The following is a 22741-nucleotide window of genomic DNA, read 5'->3' on the forward strand; positions in this document are numbered from 1 at the left end:
ACTCTTTACAATCAACCTGAAGAATAGGGTAATTATAAGATTACCTGGGAGTAAATGTGAGTAAAGCGTTTTGCGGTTTAAGGGTGATCAGAGGTTTAATCTCAATATGATCAAAAGCAGGTGTAATTTTGTAAGCGCGCACAAGGTCACTTATTGCCAGGACCATTTCATACATGGCAAAATTATTTCCGATACACATTCGGGGTCCAGCTCCAAATGGGAAGTATTGATTAGCATATTCCTTTTTATCTACAGTAGGATCAAATCGTTCTGGTTTAAACTGTTCTGGTTTTTCCCAAAAATCTTTATGCTTATGAATTTCAAAAAAGGAAATCAAAACGGTTGTCCCTTTCGGTAAATCCAAATCTTTATATTGATCATCATCGATTACCAGGCGATCAGAAAAATATGCCGGAGGATATAATCGCATGGTTTCTTCTATACACTGTTTGGTATACTGATATTTCGTAATTTCTTGTAGAGGATCTAAATTGACTGCTTCTCCTCCTACCACTTCTTGATATACCTTATCTTGTATTTTGGGATGCTTTCCTAGCAACATTAGAGCAAATGTAAGTGCATTTGATGTGGTTTCGTGACCAGCTGTGAAGAGTATCAGAATTTCATCGATCAACTGTTCATTATCCATAGCGCTTCCATCCTCATAGCGGGCATCCAACAACATATCTAGCAAATCATCATACCGTTGGTTATCTTTTCTACGCTCTTCGATCAGCGAGTTAAGAATATCTCTTGCCTCTTGAGTTAAGGCTAATGTCCTTTTTACTTCTCCTGTAAGATGAAACCACCAACGCTTATAAGGTTGTCGTATCTCTTTGATTAAAAACTTTTGTGCGGTTTCTGTAATATGTTGTAATCGTGAAATTGCATCGGTTGTGCCCGAGTAGCTAAATAAAGATTTAGCCACCACCTTAAATGCCAAATCATTCATCAAAGGAAACACATCGATTGTAGTGTTAGGTTGAATTCTGGACAACTCTTCTTCTACAACAGCTTTTATAGTGACCACCAATTTCTCCAATTTCTTTTTATGAAAAGCGGGTTGAATGAGTCGACGTTGTTTCAACCATTTTTCTCCATTGGCAGTTAGTAATCCCTCCCCAATATATTTTGCCAAATCTTTTGACTGTAGCTCTGACTTATGATATTTGCGATGGTGTTTTTGAAGCATATGTCTGGCAAAGGCTGCATCTCTGGTAAACAACACATAGTTACCAAAACCCAGGCTCACTCTAAATACATCTCCGTATTTCTCGAAATTTTCGTTATGAAAAGGAAGAGGGTTCTTAAGAATACGACTCGCATTCCTGATTACTTTAAAAAATGAAACTGTTTCAATGTTGTTATCCTTCATAGTGACATTTTAGTCAAAATATCAGTATATGTTTAAAAGCATTTTCAGAACAATCCTCCTTGGATACCACCTGGAGTTCTCCCAAGGTGCTTATAAGCAGCTTCCGTCACTTCTCTTCCTCTAGGTGTTCTAATGATAAAACCTTGTTGTATCAAAAAAGGTTCATATACTTCTTCTATGGTTTCTGCACTTTCACTAACTGCAGTAGCTAATGTTGTGATTCCAACCGGGCCTCCTTTGAATTTATCTATTAAGGTGGTCAGAATCTTATTATCCATTTCATCCAATCCATTGGCATCTACATTAAGCGCTTTAAGGGCAAATTTTGAGATTTCTATATCTATCTTACCATTTCCCTTGATTTGAGCAAAATCACGCACTCTACGCAGCAATGCGTTCGCTATACGAGGTGTTCCTCTACTTCTACTTGCAATTTCGATAGCTGCCTCCATAGAAATAGGAACATTTAGAATGTGTGCACTTCGTTGTACGATGGTAGACAATAATTCTGTAGTATAATATTGCAGTCTAGATTGTATACCAAAACGTGCTCTCATTGGTGCAGTAAGCAAACCAGATCGTGTTGTGGCGCCAACCAATGTAAACGGATTCAAGTTAATCTGTACTGTTCTGGCATTGGGTCCACTCTCGATCATAATATCAATTTTGTAGTCTTCCATTGCAGAATACAAATACTCTTCGACAATAGGACTTAAGCGATGTATCTCGTCTATAAACAATACATCCCTATCATCTAGATTGGTTAGCAATCCTGCCAAATCTCCAGGTTTATCCAATACTGGTCCTGAGGTTACTTTGATTCCCACTCCCAATTCATTCGCCAAAATATGAGCTAATGTAGTTTTCCCTAACCCCGGAGGACCATGAAATAAGGTATGATCCAAAGCTTCGTTCCGCATGTTGGCCGCTTGTACAAAAATCTGTAAGTTCTCCAACACTTGATCCTGACCTGTAAAATCTTCAAAAGCCAGCGGCCTTAAGGCTCTTTCGATATCCAAGTCTTCATTAGAAAAGTTTTCGTTTGTTGGGTCCAAATTTTCGTTCATCTACTCTTATGCTTTAACAGAACATCCAGGGGTTCTTCTTCACGTTTAAAACAAATATACTAGAAAAAGAAAAAGCCTTTTCATAAAAATGAAAAGGCTTTTCAATATTTTTAAACATCATTAATGATGTAATTCTTCTTCTCCTTCTTGTAATGGCACCGTTTGCGGAGCAAAGTCCTGTCCGGCGATTACATACTCACCATTTTCATTAGTCTTACTATAGTCGTAAGGCCATCTGTATACGTGAGGAATCTCTCCTGGCCAGTTACCATGCATATGCTCCACAGGAGTAGTCCATTCTAGAGTATTAGATTTCCATGGATTTTGGACCGCTTTCTTACCATAGAACATAGAACTGATAAAGTTGTATAAGAACACCAATTGAGCCGCCGCTGTGATGATTGCAAATACAGTGATCAACACATTGGTATCTGCTAAATCGTCAAAATATGGGAAATTCGAATTAGTATAATATCTACGAGGTAAACCTGCCATACCTATAAAGTGCATTGGGAAGAATACTCCGTAAGCACCAATAGCCGTTACCCAAAAGTGTACATATCCTAGATTTTTATTCATCATTCTACCATACATCTTTGGGAACCAATGATACACTCCCGCAAATAAACCATACAATGCAGAAATACCCATTACCAAGTGGAAATGTGCTACCACAAAGTACGTGTCGTGAACGTTAATATCTAGTGTACTGTCTCCTAAAATAATCCCAGTAAGTCCTCCAGTAATAAAGGTAGAAACCAATCCTATTGAGAACAACATTGCCGGGTTGAGTTGTAGATTACCTTTCCATAAGGTGGTAATATAGTTAAATGCTTTTACAGCAGATGGAATAGCAATTAATAAAGTCGTAAATGTAAATACAGATCCTAAAAATGGATTCATTCCCGAGATAAACATATGGTGACCCCATACAATTGTTGATAAAAATGCAATTGCCAAAATCGAAGCTACCATCGCTCTATATCCGAAAATCGGTTTACGAGCATTTGTTGCAATAATCTCTGAAGTAATTCCAAGTGCAGGTAATAATACAATATATACCTCTGGGTGTCCTAAGAACCAGAATAAATGTTCAAATAAAACTGGTGATCCACCCTGGTTATGTAAAACCTCTCCTTGTATATAAATATCACTTAAATAGAATGAAGTACCAAAACTTCTATCCATGATAAGCAACAATGCTGCAGATAACAATACAGGGAATGATACAATACCAATAATAGCAGTTACAAAGAACGCCCAAATTGTTAGAGGCATTCTAGTCATCGACATTCCTTTTGTTCTTAAGTTAATTACCGTAACCACATAGTTTAATGATCCAAGAAGTGAAGAAGCAATAAATATTGCCATAGATACTAACCATAAAGTCATCCCCATTCCGGATCCACCAATAGCTTGTGGTAGAGCACTAAGTGGAGGGTATATTGTCCATCCTGCAGATGCTGGACCAGCTTCTGCAAATAATGATAACACCATGATTACACTACTCAAAAAGAACAACCAATACGAAATCATATTCAAGAAACCAGATGCCATATCTCGCGCTCCAATCTGTAACGGAATCAAAAGGTTACTGAAAGTACCACTTAAACCAGCGGTAAGAACGAAGAATACCATTATGGTACCATGTATAGTTACCAAAGCAAGGTAAATACTAGGATCCATTACTCCATCTTCTCCAAATTTTCCAAGGAATATTTCGTAGATCGTAAATTGATGATCAGGCCATGCTAATTGCATTCTAAATAATAGAGACATAGCAATCCCTATAATTCCCATAATTAAACCAGTAACCAAGTACTGCTTAGAGATCATTTTATGATCCTGACTAAATATATATTTAGTGATAAATGTCTCTTTATGGTGGTGTCCGTGATCGTGATCGTGGTTATCTCCGTGTGTTGCTGACATAACGCTGTGTGTTTTTAAAAACTATATAATTTTTCTTTTTCTCTCTTAGTTACTTGCTTGTGCAGACAATTGCTCTCCAAAAGTCTGTTGTGTTGCTAGCCAAGCATTAAAATCCTCTTCAGATTCTACTACCATCTTCATTTGCATATTGTAATGCGAAGCACCACAAATCTTATTACACAATAAATAGTAATCGAATTCGTATGGCTCTAACGCTTCTTCTCCGGCTGCTACAAGTTTCTTGCTTTTTTCTCTTCTGATTTTATTTATCGTAGCTACTTTTTCTACCATAAATTCACTATTCCTCATTTCCTCTGAAGTCATCGTTGGCGTATAAGAAAATTCAGTGATCATACCAGGGACTACATTCATTTGTGCTCTAAAGAATGGCATATATGCTGAATGTAAAATATCTTGAGATCTCATTTTAAAGATCACCTTTCTATTAACTGGTAAGTGCAGTTCGTTGGTTATCTTATCATCTTTACCATAGTTATCGGAAACATCTACACCAAGTGTGTTTACACCTTCGATAAAACGAACATTTGCTTTTCCTAAAACATTATCTTCTCCAGAATATCTAGCTCTCCAGTCAAATTGATATGCATACAATTCAATGATTAACGGATCACCCTCTTTCTCGTCGATATTCATAATATCTGTCCAAGTAAATAATCCATAAATAATTAAACCTGCCAATACAATTACTGGAATAATTGTCCAGATAAACTCTAACTTGTCGTTATCAGCAAAGAACAATGCCTTGTTCCCTTCCTTACCTCTGTATTTATATGCAAAGTAATGCAATAAACCTTGAGTGATGATTTGCACAAACATAATCAACACCATAGAGATCAACATTAATTGATCATATCCAACTCCATGCTCAGATGCTGACTCCGGTAAGAAGAATGTATGGTATTTTACAAAACAAAATATGGTTAGTAAGTAGATGAATATAACAAAACCAAGCATCAGCTTACCTTGCATATTATTGTCCTTATCATTAGCCACTTGAGAATTGTCTGCGCCTTTAAGTTGTGACAATTTCAAGATTTTCGACATTTGCCACAAAGTGATTCCGAAAAGCGCTATAACTATTATGGTTAAGAATACAGTCATTTTTATCTATCTTCTTTTTATAAATTCTAAATTTTAATAATGGAAGTGTTTACTTTCCTCTAAATATGGGTTTCCTTTTGCCAATAAAGGTGCTTTGGTAAGTGCTCTGAATACAACAAACAAGAACAATCCTAAGAACAATAACACAGCACTAATTTCGCTGATTCCAATAAACCAAGACTCACCTACTGTTGCCGGCATTACCATGTTAAACACATCAATATAGTGACCACAAAGGATTACAATACCCGCCATTACCACAAACCAGTTTACTCGTTTGAAATCGCTATTCATTAACACCAATAATGGGAAAATAAAGTTCATTACCAGCATTCCGAAGAATGGTAATTTATAGTCTTCTATTCGAGTAATAAAGTAAGTAACCTCTTCTGGAATATTTGAATACCATATCAACATGAACTGAGAGAACCAAAGGTAGGTCCAGAAAATACTGATACCGAACATAAACTTAGCCAAATCATGAATATGACTATTGTTTACGAACTCTAAATACCCCTTAGATTTCAAATAAATAGTAATTAATGCTATTGTTGTAATTCCTGAAACGAATAAACTTGCGAACACGTACCATCCAAATAATGTACTGAACCAGTGTGGATCAAAACTCATAATCCAATCCCAAGACATCATAGATTCTGTGTAGATAAAGAACACTAAGAATCCAGCAGAAATCTTGAAACTTTTCTTGTACCATTTGTTCCCTGTACTATCTTCATCCTGCTTTCTTGAATATTTTACAGCAAAGTGACGGTATAGCAACCATCCTCCTAAAAATATGGCCGCTCTAATGATAAAACCAGTACCATTTAACCATCCTGCTTTACCTTGGATCAGTTTGTCATGAGCTACAACTTCTGGGTCTGCCCAAACAAACAAATGATTTACATGGAATCCTGATAAGGCTAAAATTACAAATAGAATAATTCCTCCAGGCACTAAATAAGCGGTAATCGCTTCCATTACCCTAAACAATACAGGAGACCATCCTGCCTGAGCAGCAAATTGTATGGCATAAAAAGCCAACACTCCTAAAGCAATCATGAAAAAGAAGAATGCCGCTACATATAATGCAGCCCAAGGTTTGTTTTGTAATTGGTGCAAAACATGCTCGTAATGAGCATCACCACCGTGAGCATCGTCAGCGTGTTCGTTACCGTGATCCTGAGCAGCAGCTCCGTGACCTTCGCCATGCGCATCGTGCGCTGCCATCATTTCTTTTACCTCTTCTATAGATTTTGGCGTTGATAAAAAACCAGAAATCAATCCGATTCCTCCAACAATCATCAGGATGAAAGAAAATAATCTTAATCTATTTGATAGCGTATACATATCTTATATCGTTATTCTTAACTTTAAATAATAGCACTAGTGTGCTGCGTTGTGTTCTTCTGTTGATTCGTGAGCTTCTTCTACAACAACCGGAGTAGCTTCAGCAACATCTGCATCAATACGAGCTGTTTTTCCTTCTAAATCGGCTTTAAGCTTCTCTACGTATTGAACAATCTGCCATCTCTCATTTTCACTAGTCTGAGATGCATATGATCCCATAGAATTAATTCCGTAATACATCACGTGATAGATACTACCTTCGGTAATCGCTCTTCCTGCATCATCATAACTTGGAACCCCAAGTATTTTTTCTCTTTGTACCAGAATTCCTTTTCCATCACCTTTTTTACCATGACAAACTGCACAATAAATATCATACAACTCTTTTCCTTTTTCCTGATTTTCTACCGTATAACGGATAGGGTTTTTCAAGGAATCTTTAGCCATTTGATAACCAGCATTAGAATTCTCTAGCTCGTAAGGCATCCATCCTCTTGGCACAGATCCTTCTGCAGGTAACATCGCTTCCTGTTCTCCAGGGAACACCTTGTATTCTCCATAGGTTTCATAACCTACAGACTCATACATATTCGGCATATACTGATAATTAGGCCTGGAGTCTTTTTGGCAAGACACAACGCTAATCACTGTTGCTACTGCTACTAATATTTTTATAGTATTCTTCATTAGTATTAATGGTTATCTTCTTCCTTATCAATTACTTTAATTTCTACCGCTCCAGTATCTGTCAATAAGCTGGTCAATGCATTCACATCATGATGTCCTGCATCTACTTCCATCAAGAAATGGTCGTCTGTAGTTCTTACATCAGGATTTTCTGCTTCCTTAAATGGCCATAACTTACTTCTCATATAAAAAGTAATTACCATTAAGTGAGCTGCAAAAAATACGGTAAGCTCAAACATAATTGGAACAAAAGCAGGCATGTTTTCGATAAAACTAAAACTAGGCTTACCTCCAATATTTTGTGGCCAATCTTCGATCATGATATAATTCATCATCGTAATTGCAACTGTTAATCCTACACAACCATACATAAATGCTGTAATGGCTAAACGTGTATGAGGTAGACCCATTGCTTTATCCAACCCGTGAACTGGAAAAGGGCAATACACCTCTTCAATATGATAATGCTCTGAACGAACTTTTTTCACAGCGTCCATTAGGACATCATCATCTGTATATAATGCATGTATAACTTTTGATGCCATACTTCTAGTTATTTTTAAGTTTTGCGGCCTGACCTGCCCAATCGTCGCGTTGTGCTCTTCCTGGGAAAGACCCTGTAATACTATCTAATAAATCATATTCGGTAGCGGTCATTTTACTAACCTGATCGAATGTAAAGATTCCTATTTGGTTAAGTTTCTTTTCCATTACGGGTCCGATACCATTTACTTTTTTAAGATCATCTGCTTGTTGAGTCTCCGGATCGAAAGTACCTAGATTGCTCAATAAGCTGTTAATATCTTCTTCGGTAGCTTCAACCTTTTCTGTTGTAGCTTCTACTTTTTCTTCAGTTACTGTAGCTCTTACTTTAGGAAGCTCATCTCTATGATCAATTCCTGCTTCTCTTAACTTCTTATATTTCTCTCCAGAAGATTTCAATATTGTTTTTACCTCTGCCTGTGCAATAACCGGGAATGTACGTGCATACAATAAGAACAATACAAAGAAGAATCCGATAGTACCAATAAAAATACCTATATCTACAAACGTTGGAGAGAACATTGTCCAAGATGATGGCAAGTAATCTCTGTGTAGAGAAGTTACAATAATCACAAAACGCTCAAACCACATTCCTATATTTACAACTATAGAGATAATAAAAGAGAACATGATACTTCTTCTCAATTTTGGGAACCACATAAACTGTGGAGAGAATACGTTACAACTCATCATTGCCCAATATGCCCACCAGTAAGGACCGGTTGCTCTATTCAAGAATGCATACTGTTCGTATTCTACACCAGAATACCAAGCAATAAATAGCTCTGTAATATATGCCACACCTACAATAGAACCTGTAATCATAATTACAATGTTCATCAATTCGATGTGCTGGATAGTAATATAGTCTTCTAGGTTAGACACTTTTCTCATGATGATAAGAAGTGTGTTTACCATTGCGAATCCAGAGAAAATCGCTCCCGCAACGAAATAAGGCGGGAAGATCGTGGTATGCCAACCAGGAATTACCGAAGTAGCAAAGTCAAAAGATACAATCGTGTGTACAGAAAGTACAAGTGGTGTTGCCAAACCTGCAAGTACCAATGACACTTCTTCAAAACGTTGCCAGTCTTTTGCTCTTCCACTCCATCCGAATGACAATAATCCGTATATCTTTTTATTAAAAGGAGTGATTGCTCTATCTCTAATCATTGCGAAGTCAGGTAACAATCCTGTCCACCAGAATACCAATGATACAGAAAGATAGGTAGAAATCGCAAATACATCCCAAAGTAGCGGAGAGTTAAAGTTTACCCATAGTGATCCAAATTGGTTAGGAATAGGTAATACCCAATATGCTAACCATGGACGTCCCATGTGAATGATTGGGAATAAACCTGCCTGAATTACCGAGAAGATCGTCATCGCTTCTGCAGAACGGTTAATCGCCATTCTCCATTTCTGGCGGAATAACAATAATACTGCCGAGATCAGGGTTCCTGCGTGACCAATACCTACCCACCAAACGAAGTTGGTAATATCCCAGGCCCATCCTACGGTTTTGTTTAATCCCCAGACTCCAATACCTGTGGATATGGTATAAATTATACAACCTATTCCCCAAAGGAAAGCAAAAAGAGCGATCGAAAACACGATCCACCAAGATTTGTTTGCTTTACCTTCAACTGGTGCAGCCACATCTACAGTTACATCGTGATATGTTTTATCACCAGTTACTAAAGGTTTTCTTATAGGTGCTTCGTAATGAGACATAATCCTTTATAATTGAATTGATTCTTTATTTTAATTAATTAGGCTTCAGTAGTATTTCTTACTTTCGTTTGATACATCACGTTAGGTTTTGTACCTACATGCTCAAGTAAGTGATACATACGATTATCTTCTTTAAGTTTAGCTACTTTACTATCCTTATCGTTGATATCACCAAATATCATTGCTCCAGAAGAACAAGCCGCAGAACATGCAGTCTGGAATTCTCCATCCTTCACCATTCTACCTTCTCTTTTGGCATCCAAAATGGTCTTCTGTGTCATTTGAATACACATAGAACATTTTTCCATAACCCCTCTAGAACGTACTGTTACATCTGGGTTAATCACCATTCTTCCTAAGTCATTATTCATATTGTAATCAAACTCGTCGTTGTTGTTATACAAGAACCAGTTGAATCTACGCACTTTGTATGGACAGTTATTTGCACAATATCTTGTTCCCACACAACGGTTATACGCCATATGGTTCTGACCTTGTCTACCGTGAGAAGTTGCCGCTACTGGACATACAGTCTCACAAGGAGCATGATTACAGTGCTGACACATTACTGGCTGGAATACCACCTGAGGATTATCTGAAGCACTTTCCATTTCTCCAAACTCAGACAATGAACTTCCTAGACCGGCGATATTATCTTTCTTCTCATTATCACTTTCGAAGCTATCTTGAGAAGAATAATAACGGTCGATACGTAACCAGTGCATATCACGAGATCTACGTACTTCTGACTTCCCTACTACAGGAACGTTGTTTTCTGCATGACAAGCAATCACACAAGCTCCACAACCTGTACAAGCATTTAAGTCTATTGAAAGATTAAAATGGTGTCCTACAGAACGATCAAATTCATCCCAAAGATCTACTTCTGGCGAAGTAACTTCGTACTCGATGTGATTTTTACTTACTTCAGGAATCGCATTCCAAACATGCTTATCCTTAGTATTGAATATTTCTAAAGTCGTTTCTTTTACAATATCTCCACGACCCATTAGTGTATTATGCAACTGTACACAAGCAAACTCGTGCACACCTTCTGCAGCAACTACAGACACTTCCTGTACGGCGTTAAGGTTTTGATAGAAAGGATAAGCATTTACCCCGACCATCATTTCTTCCTTAAGACCTTTAGTTTTTCCGTATCCTAATGCTAATCCAACAGAACCTTTTGCCTGACCTGGTTGAATGATCACAGGTACAACAGCCTCTGCTCCTCCAACAGTTACTTTTGCATAACTTCCATTTAAGGCTCCGTTAGCTTCGTTTTCGTTGGTTAATCCTAATTGCTCTGCATCTGCACGAGAAACTGTTAAATAGTTATCCCAAGATGCTCTCGTAATTGGGTCTGGCATTTCCTGCAACCATGGGTTACTTGCTTGCTGCCCATCTCCCATTGCAGTTTTGGTATACAAAGTAAGCTCCATACCGTTGGCTTTTGCTATCGACAATCTTCTTGCCGCAGCACCAACGTCTGGCCCAGTAGTTACTGGTACTTCTTCACCTTCTACCACATCTCCTTCTGGAGCTGCAATAGCATCTACCAATTCTTGTTTTGGAAGTGCTGGTGCAACCAACACCCCATCGTGCAATGCCTGACTCCAAGAGTTTCCTCCCAAAATACCTGTCCATGCACTTTTGATATAATCATGGTAAGAAGCTGTATTCCCTGTCCAATTCAACAAAGTTTCCTGGAACTGTCTAGTATCAAACAACGGTCTGATCGTTGGTTGTGTTAGACTGTAGCTTCCTTTTTTCATTTCTACATCTCCCCAAGACTCTAAGTAATGAGGGGTCGTAGCTATATATGTACACAATGAAGCTGTTTCATCATCGTGCATACTAAATCCTACTGAAAGATCTACTTTCTCCAGACCTGATTTAAACTCAGCTGCGTTAGGTAACGTATATGCTGGATTAACTCCTACTATTAAAAGTGCTCCTACGCGACCAGCGTTCATATCTTTTACCAACTGCGAAACCGCCTTGGCATTACCTTGACGTATCGTACGCGGAGTACTCTCATTAAACGCTTTGCTATTAATTGCCTTGTTGATCGCTAAAACAACTAGTTGTGCATCCACATCCTGGATACCACTAACTACAACTGCATTTCTTCCTGCTTTTTGAATACTCTTTGCAGCTTTTACTACTTGAGCATCCAAATCAGCATCTAATGAGCTTTTTGAACCTGAACCTGTCACATAAGCATACAATGCCGATAGCACTTGCTTTTGTTGCGACGGAGCAACAGGAACTCTTTTATCTGCATTTGCACCAGTAAGTGACATGTTTGATTCGAACTGGATATGCTTAGACATTTTCCCATTTTTAGGAACACGCCCTTGAGCATAACCACTATCATAACCACCACCTTGCCAATCTCCAAGGAAATCTGCACCAACACTTACTATAGTATCTACTTTACCAAAATCGTAATCTGCCAACGCTCTTTCTCCATACATCATTTGATACGCATCCAAAGCTTCGCTTTCTGATACTGCATCATACACTACATGATTAACATTTTGGTATTTTGCTTTAAATTCTGAAATTAACTTTGAAGTAGAAGGACTTGCGAAAGTTTGTGTAAGTAGTACAATTTGTTTACCACCTAAAGAGTTCAACTTTGCTCCAACTTCTTTATCCAAAGTTTCCCAGCTAATATCCTCCCCACCTTTCTTAGGCCCTTGAAGACGAGAACTATCATACAACGATAACACCGAAGCATTTACCCTTGCATTCGCATCTCCATTTGAAGCAGCAAGATTGTTGTTCTCTACTTTAATAGGTCTACCTTCTCTGGTTTTGATCAAAACACTAGCAAAATCAAAACCATCTGCAATTGTAGTTGCATAGTAGTTCGCAACACCAGGAACGATTCGTTCTGGCTGCACCACATAAGGAATTGATTTTTTTACAGGTCCCTCACAAGCAGCCAAAGTAGCAGCCGCTGTACTGAACCCTACATATTTAAGAAAGTCTCGACGCGTAGTCGAAGAACTCTCTAAAGATGATTTATCTCCTAAAAACTCATCCGTAGGGATTTCCTGTACGAATTCGTTTTGTTGTAGCGTCTCAACAATAGAGCTATTTTCGTTTAGCTCTTCAACACTTTTCCAGTATTTCTTGTTTGATGACATATATAATTGATATTAGCTTCTTACTTAATTCGGTATTTACCCGACTCTTTTTTTAATAGTGACATTTACCACATTCTAAACCTCCCATTTGTGCAGCTGTTAACTTGTCTACACCATACTTCTTAGAAAGTTCTTTGTGGATCTTTTCATAATACTTATTATCTGCCACTTGCACATTAGTTTCTCTGTGACAATTGATACACCACCCCATGGTTAGTGGAGCATGCTGATACATAATCTCCATTTCTTCTACAGGACCGTGACAGGTCTGACATTCTACACCTGCAACGCTTACGTGTTGTGAGTGATTGAAATATGCAAAATCCGGAAGGTTATGAATACGAACCCATTTTACAGGTTCAGTCTTACCAGTATATGATTGACTAGCTTCATCCCACCCTACTGCTTTGTATAGCTTCTTGATTTCACCGTCATAGAATTCTTTAGAATAATCTTCAGTAGCTGTAGTTTCTGCAACCTCACTAATTGACTTGTGACAGTTCATACAAACATTTAGCGAAGGGATTCCCGAATGCTTAGATACTCTAGCAGAAGAGTGACAATACTTACACTCTATTTGGTTTTCTCCAGCATGGATTCTATGCGAATAATGGATAGGTTGTATCGGAGCATATCCTTGATCTATACCTACCTGCATAAAGTATCCATACACAAAGTATCCACTTGCTAACAATAAGAAGATCGCAGTAACCAATACCAAGAATTGATTCTGGATAAAAGCTTTCCATATTGGAGTTCTTGGCTCACTAACAGCAAGCTCTACATTATTCGCTTCGGCAAAACTTCTTAATGTCTTGTTTACCAGGTAAAGCACTACCATTAGCATTGCAAATACCAATGCCAAAATACCCAGTATAACATCTGTAGACACTCCGTTACCTCCAGAAACAGCCTGTGTTTCCATACCCGGAACTGGTGTTGACGGCGGAGACTTTGGCACCATTACATAGGCCAGAATGTTATCGATATCGGTATTCGACAACTGCGGAAAAGCATTCATCGCAGTTTTATTATACTCTTCATAAATAGCCACCGCTTGTGGATCACCTGCCGCGATCATAGCTGCACTATTTTTTACCCAAGAATAAATCCATTCTCTGTCATACTTATCCGCAACTCCAAAAAGAGCAGGACCCGTCATTTTCTTATATCTTTTATGACATGCTGCACATAAAGATTTAAACAACTCTTCTCCTTTGGCTACATCTCCTCCAGACGCAGCTTCAGTGGCAGCAGCAGTATCAGCCGCAGCTTCATCCTGTCCAAATACAGGATTCAAAAAAGTAAATAAAAAAACAGTTCCTAGGATTAGGATTTTAGAGGCTGAATTTCGGTGTTTCACCTGTTTCATATTATCAAGTAGAATTATCGTCGTAATTTTGGTATGGTTTTTTCTCTAGTATCTTTAAAAAAATACACAAAACCTCCATTTTTAATTCGACGACAAAAGTACTATATTAAGTCGATTTTGGAAATGTTAGAGAAGCGTTAACTACTAATTTATAATAATTCTAAATAATATTTTTTGACAATTTTGAGTTATTAAACTTTACCTTTGTACTAAATTAATTTGTAATGAGAATGTTAAACCTAAAACGTTGTAGTTTTTTAATCAGTTTTCATCTAATTGGGATATCAACTTTGATGGCTCAAAACAACCCAAATCCAACCGTTGAAAACCAAAATAATGGTGATTTTGTACAAGTAGGCATCACAGAACAACCAGAAGCTACAGTTACCATTAATCAAGATCCTAAAATCCAAACCCTTTTGGCTATCAAATCCAAAATGGAGAAAGATGGTGATTTTAGTGACAGATATAAAGTACAACTATATAATGGCAACCTGAACAAAGCCAATGAAATTCTAAGAAAAGCTAAAGAGACCTTCCCACAATGGGACGCATCAATTCGTTGGGAGACTCCAAACTACAAAGTTTGGATTGGTAATTATAAAACCAAACTAGAAAAAGACAAAGCACTACGAGAAATCAGAAAAGAATTCCCTAGCGCCTTTGAGTTTATTCCTGGAAAGCAAAAAGCTCCTGTCAACAAATAAATTCAAAATATCATACAATAAAAAAACCTCTGTTTTCACAGAGGTTTTTTTATTATGTATTGTTATCGTTTCTTACAACTTCTTCTTTACAGCTACTTCTTGATATGCCTCAATCACATCACCGATCTTAATATCGTTGTAATTCTTCACCTGTAATCCACAATCATATCCTTTACCTACCTCTTTTACGTCATCTTTGAAACGTTTTAATGAAGCAAGCTCTCCAGTGTACACTACTACACCTTCACGGATTAATCGAATTCCAGAATTGCGATAGATTTTACCATTCTGCACCATACATCCTGCAATGGTACCCACTTTGGAAATCTTGAAGGTTTCTCGAATCTCTGCCGTACCCGTAACTTCTTCTTTCATTACAGGAGACAACATTCCTTCCATCGCATCCTTAAGATCATTAATCGCATCGTAGATGATCGAATACGTTCTGATATCGATTTCTTCTTTATCAGCAACTGTTCTTGCATTCCCTGCAGGTCGCACATTAAATCCGATAATAATCGCATCTGAAGCCGAAGCAAGAAGTACATCACTTTCTGTAATCGCTCCAACGGCTTTATGTATAATGTTTACATGAATCTCTTCTGTAGATAATTTCTGGAACGAATCTGTAAGTGCCTCTACAGAACCATCCACATCTCCTTTCAGGATAATGTTTAGTTCTTTAAAGTCTCCTAACGCGATTCGTCTTCCGATCTCATCAAGCGTAATATGACGTTGCGTTCTTACTGATTGCTCTCTGTGCAACTGAGCACGTTTTGCAGCAATGTCTTTGGCTTCGCGCTCATCTTCTAATACATTGAACTTATCTCCCGCCTGTGGCGCGCCGTCCAGACCTAAAATAGATACTGGTGTCGATGGGCCTGCTGCTTTCACAGCGTTACCACGCTCATCGTGCATTGCTTTTACTTTACCACTATTCTTTCCAGCCAAAACGTAGTCTCCAACTTTCAGTGTTCCGTTTTGAACCAAGATGGTAGATACATATCCTCTACCTTTATCCAAGAATGCTTCAACCACCGTACCTGTAGCTAATCGGTTAGGATTTGCTTTTAGCTCTAGTATCTCAGCTTCCAGCAATACCTTTTCCAATAATTCGTTAACACCTAGCCCTGTTTTTGCAGAAATATCATGGGATTGAATTTTACCACCCCAGTCTTCAACTAGCAAATTCATACTTGCCAGCGCCTCCTTAATCTTATCAGGGTTCGCAGTTGGCTTATCTACCTTATTAATTGCAAATACGATAGGTACTCCTGCCGCTTGCGCGTGACTAATAGCTTCTTTGGTTTGTGGCATCACATCATCATCGGCAGCAATTACAATAATTGCTAAATCCGTTACCTGTGCACCACGAGCACGCATCGCCGTAAAGGCTTCGTGACCCGGTGTATCCAAAAACGCAATCTTTTGCCCGCTCTCAAGCTGTACCCCATAAGCACCAATGTGCTGTGTAATACCTCCACTTTCTCCGGCGATTACATTTTCTTTTCGAACATAATCCAGCAAAGATGTCTTACCATGATCTACGTGACCCATTACTGTTACAATCGGCGCACGATTCAAAAGATCTTCTGGTTTGTCCTCTACTTCTTCTATCGCTTCTTCGATATCAGCGGTTACGAAGTTTACTTCATATCCAAACTCGTCTGCTACTATCGATAACGTTTCTGCATCAAGACGCTGGTTCATGGTAACCATGATACCTAAAGCCATACAAGCAGAAATCACCTCGGTTGTAGACACATTCATCATCGTTGCCACTTCAGAAACCGTAACAAACTCAGTTACCTTAAGCACTTTGCTTTCCTGCTCCTGTTGCGCTACATTATCCTCAGCTTTCTGACGGTGCTGATCTCTTTTATCTCTACGATATTTTGCGGCTTTAGACTTGTTAGATTTCCCTTGTAGTTTCTCCAAGGTTTCTCTAACCTGCTTTTGCACTTCTTCTTCGCTAGGCTCTTCTTTAACAATAGGAGGCCTTTTGGCTTTTCCACGCCCTCTGTTATTGTTATTTCTTCCACCACCTTGCTGGTTTCCGCCTTTCCCGCCGTTGTTCTGAAATCCGCCTCCTTCTTTACTAATTCTCCTTCTGCGCTTCTTCTGATCTCCGGCTTTATCTTTTTGAGTTTTATCCTCTTTCTTTTTCGCAGGTTTTTTAAATTGTGTAAGATCGATTTTCTGACCTGTAAAATTAGGTCCATCCAACTTTTTATACTGCGTTTTCACCTTTTCTGGCGCTCCAGAGGTTTCGGTTTTTGCTTCAACCTCAGGCTTCTTTTCTTCCACCACTTTAGCCGGCTTTACTTCCTCTACCTTTTCTTTGGGTTTTGGTGGCGCCTGCTTCATGATTTTTATCCCCTTTTTCTCAGGTCTATTTGAAACCTTTTCTGGTTTTGAAGGTTTAACTTCTTCTTTTTTAGGAGCCTCTTCCACCTTTTTCTCGGGCTGTGGTGTTTCGGCTTTTTTGTTCCCTAATTCGATTTTCCCTACTTGTTTAGGGCCACTTATTTGAGCTTTGGCTTTTACAACTTCGCGCGCTTCTGCAAGCTTACGTTTTTCTTCCTGCTCATTTTCAATCTGCACACGTAACGCCTCTTTCTCTTTTCTTTTTTCTTCTCCTACTTCTTTTGAAGCCACCTTTTTACTCTTATCTGTTTGAAATTCATCAAACAGAAGTTGGTAAATATCCGGAGAAATTTTTGTGGTAGGACGCGCATCTATCTCGTGACCTTTTGAATTCAAAAAGTCAACAGCCCGATCAAGCGAGATATTGAATTCGCGTAGTACCTTATTTAACCTCATTGTTTTTGCTTCAGCCATAAATGCCTTTTATTTTATGCTCAAATATAAATTAATTGTGTTTATTAATCCTCAAATTCTGATTTTAATATTCTAATAACCTCACTCACAGTCTCTTCCTCTAAGTCAGTACGTTTCACAAGATCTGATACTTCTTGTTCCAGGATACTTTTTGCAGTATCCAATCCGATTTTAGAAAATTCTTCAATAATCCAAGAATCAATTTCGTCAGAAAATTCAGTAAGCTCTACATCCTCTTCTACACCTTCTCTAAACACATCTATTTCAAAACCTGTTAATTGACCAGCCAAGCGGATATTATGACCACCTCTACCGATAGCCTTAGACACCTCTTCTGGTCTTAGCATTACCTCGGCTCTATTAGTCTCTTCATCAATTTTGATTGAAGTAACTCTTGCTGGACTTAATGCTCTTGTAATAAATAGTTGTAAATTATTTGTATAATTAATTACATCTATATTTTCATTTCCTAATTCTCTTACAATCCCATGTATTCTAGACCCTTTCATCCCCACACATGCGCCAACAGGATCAATTCTGTCATCATAAGAATCTACAGCAACTTTTGCTTTCTCTCCAGGGATTCTTACTACTTTCTTTACCGTAATCAAACCATCAAATACCTCTGGAATCTCTGATTCGAAAAGCTTTTCAAGAAACAAAGGAGATGTTCTTGACATGATGATTGCAGGCTTATTCCCTTTAAGCTCTACAGATTCTATTACTCCTCTTACATTTTCTCCTTTTCTGAAAAAATCAGAAGGAATCTGTCTGTCTTTTGGCAAGATAATTTCATTTCCTTCGTCGTCCAACATAATGATTGCCCTATGACGAATATGATGAACCTCTGCCGTATAAATTTCTCCTTCTAATTCTTTAAACTGCTTGTATACATTCGTATTATCATGTTCATGGATTTTGGAAATCAAATTTTGACGCAATGCCAAAATAGAACGTCTTCCTAAATCGATTAACTTCACTTCTTCAGACACATCTTCTCCCACCTCAAAATCCGGCTCAATTTTTCTCGCTTCGGTTAGAGATATTTCCTGATTACCATCTTCTACTTCTCCATCTCCAACAACGATTCGGTTTCTCCAAATCTCTAAATCCCCTTTATCGGGATTAATAATGATATCGAAATTGTCATCACTACCAAACTTCTTCTTTAAGGCATTTCTAAACACATCTTCTAAGATCGCCATTAGCGTAACACGATCTATAAGTTTATCATCTTTAAATTCTGAAAATGATTCTATTAATGCGATATTTTCCATATCAATATTATAATTAAAATGTTATCATAACTTTTGCTTCTACAATCTCTTGGTAGGCTATATCAGCCTCTTTGGTTACCGTTACTTTACCTTTACCAACAGGTTTAGGCTCCCTGGTTTTCCAGGTAAGCTTTATAGCATTCTCGGTAGCTGAAATCAATTCTCCTTCTACGGTTTGATTTTCGGTTTTAACTTTGAGTTTTCTCCCCACATTCTTTTTGTACTGACGAATGTGTTTCAAGGATTCTGAAACTCCGGCAGACATTACCTGAAGAGAAAAATCTTCTTCTTCTCTATCCAGATTATGTTCGATTGCACGGCTTATAGCAATACAATCTTCTACCTTCACCCCTTGATCTCCATCGATAATAATTTCAATACTATTATCGGGATGAATTTTGCAATCGATCAAAAACAGAGACGCATGTTCTTTCAACGCCTCTTCTAACAAACTATGAACCTTGTCTTTTAATGACATAAATAGATAAAAAGAGGGGACTTTTCGTCCCCTCAACCTGGTTTTTTAATTTCAACGGTGCAAAGATAACAATAATATCTTAGATACAAAATATGTCAAACAATGAATTTATTCGTAAATTTAAGATATCCAATTACCTATATCGCGCCCCAAGGTTTAACCGATTAAATCCTATCTACCCCACTAAAGGAGTATCTAAAGAATGGTTTATCATTTCTGATGTTTAGAAAATAACAATAACACATTTCAAAAAACGCTGTATTATGATTAAAAATATACTTGTACCCACGGATTTTTCGAGCCAGGCTGAGAGCGCGCTTAAAGTAGCTGCCCAAATCGCTATAAAGAATAATGCTTCTATCTACCTCCTACACATACTTGAACTCCCAATGCATCTAACAGACCTTATGTCTACAGGCGCACCGGCTGCTGCTCCTGAGGCAGTTTTTTTCATGAAACAGGCACATAGCAAGTTTGAAGAGCTAATGGAAAAAGAATACCTAAAAGATATAGAGGTGATCGAAACGGTAAGTTTTGAAGACATCCATACCGGTATTAATGAAGCTAGTGAGAAAAACAATGTGGATATCATCGTCATGGGATCTCATGGATCTACCGGCTTTGAAGAATTGTTTATCGGTTCTAATGCCGAAAAGGTAGTTAGAACTTCAAAAAAACCTGTTTTGGTAATCAAAGAAGAGTGTCAATTATTTGATATTAATGATTTTGTATATGCCACAAACTTTGACGACGAGGACAGAGATTGCTTGGTTGCAGCCAACGATTTTGCAAAATCCATAGCTGCTAATTTACATTTGGTATGGGTAAATACTGCCAACGGTTTTAAAACCACCTACGAAACCGAAGAGAAAATGAATAAAATGATCGCTGGTCTTGGGATCGAAAATTACACGCTCAATATATACAATGATATCACTGTAGAAAAAGGGATATTCAATTTTGCTGGCTCTGTTAATGCAGGTATGATCGGTATTAGCACACATGGCCGAAAAGGACTATCTCACTTTATTAATGGTAGTCTAGGTGAAGATGTAGTAAATCATGCCAAAAGACCAGTGATCACCTTTAAAATTCTATCTTAACAAACAACCTCCCTAGTATGCACAAAATAACATGTTCAATTTGCACAAATTAAACCGGATGATTTAGCAAAACCAGATTCAAAAAAAAACAACGAACTCCAATCTTATTTTATTTTTTTGTTAAAAAACTGATTGCCAGCAGGTAAACCAAAATATAAACTTACCTTTATATAACACATCAATAAGTAACAACCCCTACTCAGGTATTTCTATACCTGGAGCTTGGGGTTATTTTTTTTTACAACTAAATGATACAACAATGGGGAAAGTGGTATTTGATAAAATAGAATTGGTCGGGGGAATAGTTGCAGTGATATTAATTTTAACAATTGGATTCTCTATAACCTATCAACAGGTAGCAGAAAACTCATTTGAAACCGGATACAGAAAAGGGAATAATGCTGGTTTCCTAAAAGGGAACAACAACGGGTTTGAACGTGGTCAAATGTTTGGTGATACTTTGGGATACAGAAGAGGTGATAGTATAGGTTTTGCCAGAGGTTTCGACTCTAAACATGCAGATATACTAAAAATAGAAGAGGTGTTCAAAAAGCTGAAATACGAATTTGAACCTCAAATTCATTATGCCCGAATTATAAATAACGTTGCCTCTGTAGGCTTCTCAGACTCTGGAGGAAATTACAAAGAATTTTCTACCATAATGAATTCCATTAATACAGAGCTACTTACTTTCCTGTCCGATAACTTTGAATTGGAAAAGAAAGATAGAAATTACATACTAGCTTTATATCGCAAGGAAAGTCAGAAGATGAATCGTTCTGCATATACACAACTGACCCATCTTAACAAACAAACTAACCTGGAGAAAGAAAAAACCATTTTTTCGAAAAGAAATATACAAGGGTTAAACAATTTTGACGCAGTTCTTGGGGGACAAATCTGTGATTTGGTTAACATTTTTATGAAAGGAATGGTAGAAAATCCGTACTCTGCTTTCTTCATGAAAGCTGGGGCAAAAGAGATTTGCCCATATGTGGCATCTTATGCAATAAGACCTTACCTCATCAAATTAAAAGAAAAAGGCCTGATAGAGGACTACGAGCTCTCTGAAATCAGAATCAAACAGCAAGTAAGTAATCAAATAGCAGAATTTGCAACCGCCGAAGTAAAAACAACAGCATCAAATCAATATAGTATAGAAAAGAAAATCTGGGTAGGAACATCTACCGCAACCGTAATAACTGATTCGAAAGCTACCACAAAAGCAGGATTTGATTTAATGAAACGGTTTGAATTAAAGATAGATCATTCGAATCATGAAATTACTGTACATTTCCCTACGCCGCAAATAACATCCCATGAGGTAAGTACACAATTTAGAGATATTGACAATGGTTGGTTTGTTGAAATGGGGCCTGATCAATTGAACTATGTAAATTATAGAATTAAAGAAAATATGAGAAATCAGGCAATAAATGACACCTATTTATTTAGCAATGCTATTTCAAACGCAGAAGAGCTTTTGCGTATAATATTTGGCCCTATATCCACTTCAATGCCCTATCCCTACTCAGTCAAAGTGAAATTCGGTTACGGCAGAGAAAGAATCTTGATAGACCATTCAGACCTACCATCTATCAAAAGTGTATTAAATGCATCGACATTTAAAAGTTGATTAATTTTCGGTTAGAGAACATTCTTTTCTTCAGTTTTATCAAACTGAAGACACCCCGTCCTAAACCTAAAACAAAAAGGAATTACCTTAATAAGATAATTCCTTTTTGTTGGTCTACTAAGGCTCCCTCCAGCGAACGCTCGGGTAAACTTCTCGCCCAAAATCTGATCAAAAAAAAGAAGGAACTAGATCAAATCTAATTCCTTCAAATCTTAGTTGGTCTACTAGGGCTCGAACCTAGACTCTTCTGGACCAAAACCAGACGTGTTGCCAGTTACACCATAGACCAATACCGTGATTGCGGGTGCAAATTTAATACAATCTTTTTCCTCTGCAAACATTTTTGTCAAAAAATTACA

General features: G+C 37.7%; 16 protein-coding genes and 1 tRNA gene. 3 read left to right on the forward strand and 14 right to left on the reverse strand.

All coding sequences use genetic code 11. The features are described 5' to 3' along the window. Positions 1-40: 40 nt before the first annotated feature. From BUE24_RS08875 to BUE24_RS08920, 10 genes are all read right to left on the reverse strand, one after another. Positions 41-1375, reverse strand: a complete 1335-nt coding sequence (locus BUE24_RS08875; RefSeq protein ID WP_073315643.1) for a cytochrome P450 — start codon at positions 1373-1375, stop codon at positions 41-43. A gap of 44 nt (positions 1376-1419) precedes the next feature. Continuing rightward, the gene (ruvB, locus tag BUE24_RS08880; protein WP_073315644.1) at positions 1420-2442 is read right to left on the reverse strand and encodes a Holliday junction branch migration DNA helicase RuvB; all 1023 of its coding nucleotides are present in this window, start codon (positions 2440-2442) and stop codon (positions 1420-1422) included. 120 nt (positions 2443-2562) lie between these two features. Then, positions 2563-4374: a cytochrome c oxidase subunit I gene (locus BUE24_RS08885; RefSeq protein WP_073315645.1), complete on the reverse strand. Its 1812-nt coding sequence runs from the start codon at positions 4372-4374 to the stop codon at positions 2563-2565. A gap of 45 nt (positions 4375-4419) precedes the next feature. Further along, on the reverse strand, positions 4420-5496 hold the full coding sequence (locus tag BUE24_RS08890) for a cytochrome c oxidase subunit II (RefSeq protein WP_073315646.1): 1077 nt from the start codon (positions 5494-5496) through the stop codon (positions 4420-4422). 33 nt (positions 5497-5529) lie between these two features. After that, positions 5530-6846, reverse strand: coding sequence for a quinol:cytochrome C oxidoreductase (locus BUE24_RS08895; RefSeq protein WP_073315647.1), 1317 nt, complete (start codon positions 6844-6846; stop codon positions 5530-5532). A 36-nt stretch (positions 6847-6882) separates the two neighbouring features. After that, positions 6883-7533 (reverse strand): c-type cytochrome, encoded by a 651-nt coding sequence (locus BUE24_RS08900; RefSeq protein ID WP_073315648.1) that lies wholly within the window; start codon positions 7531-7533, stop codon positions 6883-6885. 5 nt (positions 7534-7538) lie between these two features. Then, the gene (locus BUE24_RS08905) at positions 7539-8078 is read right to left on the reverse strand and encodes a DUF3341 domain-containing protein (RefSeq protein WP_073315649.1); all 540 of its coding nucleotides are present in this window, start codon (positions 8076-8078) and stop codon (positions 7539-7541) included. A gap of 4 nt (positions 8079-8082) precedes the next feature. Further along, positions 8083-9813 carry an NrfD/PsrC family molybdoenzyme membrane anchor subunit gene (gene nrfD, locus BUE24_RS08910; RefSeq protein WP_073315650.1) on the reverse strand — a complete coding sequence of 577 codons (1731 nt, stop codon included), beginning with the start codon at positions 9811-9813 and terminating at the stop codon, positions 8083-8085. Positions 9814-9848: 35 nt separating this feature from the next. Continuing rightward, a complete protein-coding gene (locus BUE24_RS08915) occupies positions 9849-12968 on the reverse strand; it encodes a TAT-variant-translocated molybdopterin oxidoreductase (RefSeq protein WP_073315651.1) in 3120 nt (1039 codons plus the stop codon). Positions 12969-13020: 52 nt separating this feature from the next. Further along, complete coding sequence (locus BUE24_RS08920; protein ID WP_073315652.1) at positions 13021-14340, reverse strand: c-type cytochrome; 1320 nt, start codon at positions 14338-14340, stop codon at positions 13021-13023. A 224-nt stretch (positions 14341-14564) separates the two neighbouring features. On the opposite strand from BUE24_RS08920, the gene BUE24_RS08925 reads away from it, so the two are divergent. Then, positions 14565-15047, forward strand: a complete 483-nt coding sequence (locus BUE24_RS08925) for an SPOR domain-containing protein (protein WP_139241950.1) — start codon at positions 14565-14567, stop codon at positions 15045-15047. Positions 15048-15119: 72 nt separating this feature from the next. Here BUE24_RS08925 and infB read toward each other — a convergent pair whose 3' ends face one another. The 3 genes from infB to rimP are packed head-to-tail and all read right to left on the reverse strand — an operon-like array spanning position 15120 to position 19643. Continuing rightward, positions 15120-17888, reverse strand: a complete 2769-nt coding sequence (gene infB, locus BUE24_RS08930; protein ID WP_073315653.1) for a translation initiation factor IF-2 — start codon at positions 17886-17888, stop codon at positions 15120-15122. A 44-nt stretch (positions 17889-17932) separates the two neighbouring features. Then, on the reverse strand, positions 17933-19165 hold the full coding sequence (nusA, locus tag BUE24_RS08935) for a transcription termination factor NusA (protein WP_073315654.1): 1233 nt from the start codon (positions 19163-19165) through the stop codon (positions 17933-17935). Between the two features lie 13 nt (positions 19166-19178). Then, positions 19179-19643, reverse strand: a complete 465-nt coding sequence (gene rimP, locus BUE24_RS08940) for a ribosome assembly cofactor RimP (RefSeq protein ID WP_073315655.1) — start codon at positions 19641-19643, stop codon at positions 19179-19181. A gap of 263 nt (positions 19644-19906) precedes the next feature. Between rimP and BUE24_RS08945 the strand changes: the two genes are divergently transcribed. Beyond that, on the forward strand, positions 19907-20746 hold the full coding sequence (locus BUE24_RS08945; RefSeq protein ID WP_342039424.1) for a universal stress protein: 840 nt from the start codon (positions 19907-19909) through the stop codon (positions 20744-20746). A 259-nt stretch (positions 20747-21005) separates the two neighbouring features. After that, a complete protein-coding gene (locus BUE24_RS08950; protein ID WP_073315656.1) occupies positions 21006-22382 on the forward strand; it encodes a DUF4230 domain-containing protein in 1377 nt (458 codons plus the stop codon). A gap of 216 nt (positions 22383-22598) precedes the next feature. Here BUE24_RS08950 and BUE24_RS08960 read toward each other — a convergent pair. Beyond that, positions 22599-22671 (reverse strand) — tRNA-Gln (locus BUE24_RS08960). Between the last annotated feature and the right edge of the window lie 70 nt (positions 22672-22741).

It is taken from the genome of Aquimarina spongiae, assembly GCF_900141785.1.
GTDB lineage: Bacteria > Bacteroidota > Bacteroidia > Flavobacteriales > Flavobacteriaceae > Aquimarina > Aquimarina spongiae.

Excerpts from the sequence above, each read along its gene's own strand:
- BUE24_RS08950 (WP_073315656.1), top strand. The coding sequence starts at position 21,006 with ATGGGGAAAGTGGTATTTGATAAAATAGAATTGGTCGGGGGAATAGTT.
- BUE24_RS08885 (WP_073315645.1), bottom strand. The coding sequence starts at position 4,374 with ATGTCAGCAACACACGGAGATAACCACGATCACGATCACGGACACCAC.
- infB (WP_073315653.1), bottom strand. The coding sequence starts at position 17,888 with ATGGCTGAAGCAAAAACAATGAGGTTAAATAAGGTACTACGCGAATTC.
- nusA (WP_073315654.1), bottom strand. The coding sequence starts at position 19,165 with ATGGAAAATATCGCATTAATAGAATCATTTTCAGAATTTAAAGATGAT.
- BUE24_RS08915 (WP_073315651.1), bottom strand. The coding sequence starts at position 12,968 with ATGTCATCAAACAAGAAATACTGGAAAAGTGTTGAAGAGCTAAACGAA.
- BUE24_RS08900 (WP_073315648.1), bottom strand. The coding sequence starts at position 7,533 with ATGAAGAATACTATAAAAATATTAGTAGCAGTAGCAACAGTGATTAGC.
- BUE24_RS08875 (WP_073315643.1), bottom strand. The coding sequence starts at position 1,375 with ATGAAGGATAACAACATTGAAACAGTTTCATTTTTTAAAGTAATCAGG.
- rimP (WP_073315655.1), bottom strand. The coding sequence starts at position 19,643 with ATGTCATTAAAAGACAAGGTTCATAGTTTGTTAGAAGAGGCGTTGAAA.
- ruvB (WP_073315644.1), bottom strand. The coding sequence starts at position 2,442 with ATGAACGAAAATTTGGACCCAACAAACGAAAACTTTTCTAATGAAGAC.
- BUE24_RS08905 (WP_073315649.1), bottom strand. The coding sequence starts at position 8,078 with ATGGCATCAAAAGTTATACATGCATTATATACAGATGATGATGTCCTA.
- BUE24_RS08945 (WP_342039424.1), top strand. The coding sequence starts at position 19,907 with ATGATTAAAAATATACTTGTACCCACGGATTTTTCGAGCCAGGCTGAG.
- BUE24_RS08925 (WP_139241950.1), top strand. The coding sequence starts at position 14,565 with ATGAGAATGTTAAACCTAAAACGTTGTAGTTTTTTAATCAGTTTTCAT.
- BUE24_RS08890 (WP_073315646.1), bottom strand. The coding sequence starts at position 5,496 with ATGACTGTATTCTTAACCATAATAGTTATAGCGCTTTTCGGAATCACT.
- BUE24_RS08895 (WP_073315647.1), bottom strand. The coding sequence starts at position 6,846 with ATGTATACGCTATCAAATAGATTAAGATTATTTTCTTTCATCCTGATG.
- BUE24_RS08920 (WP_073315652.1), bottom strand. The coding sequence starts at position 14,340 with ATGAAACAGGTGAAACACCGAAATTCAGCCTCTAAAATCCTAATCCTA.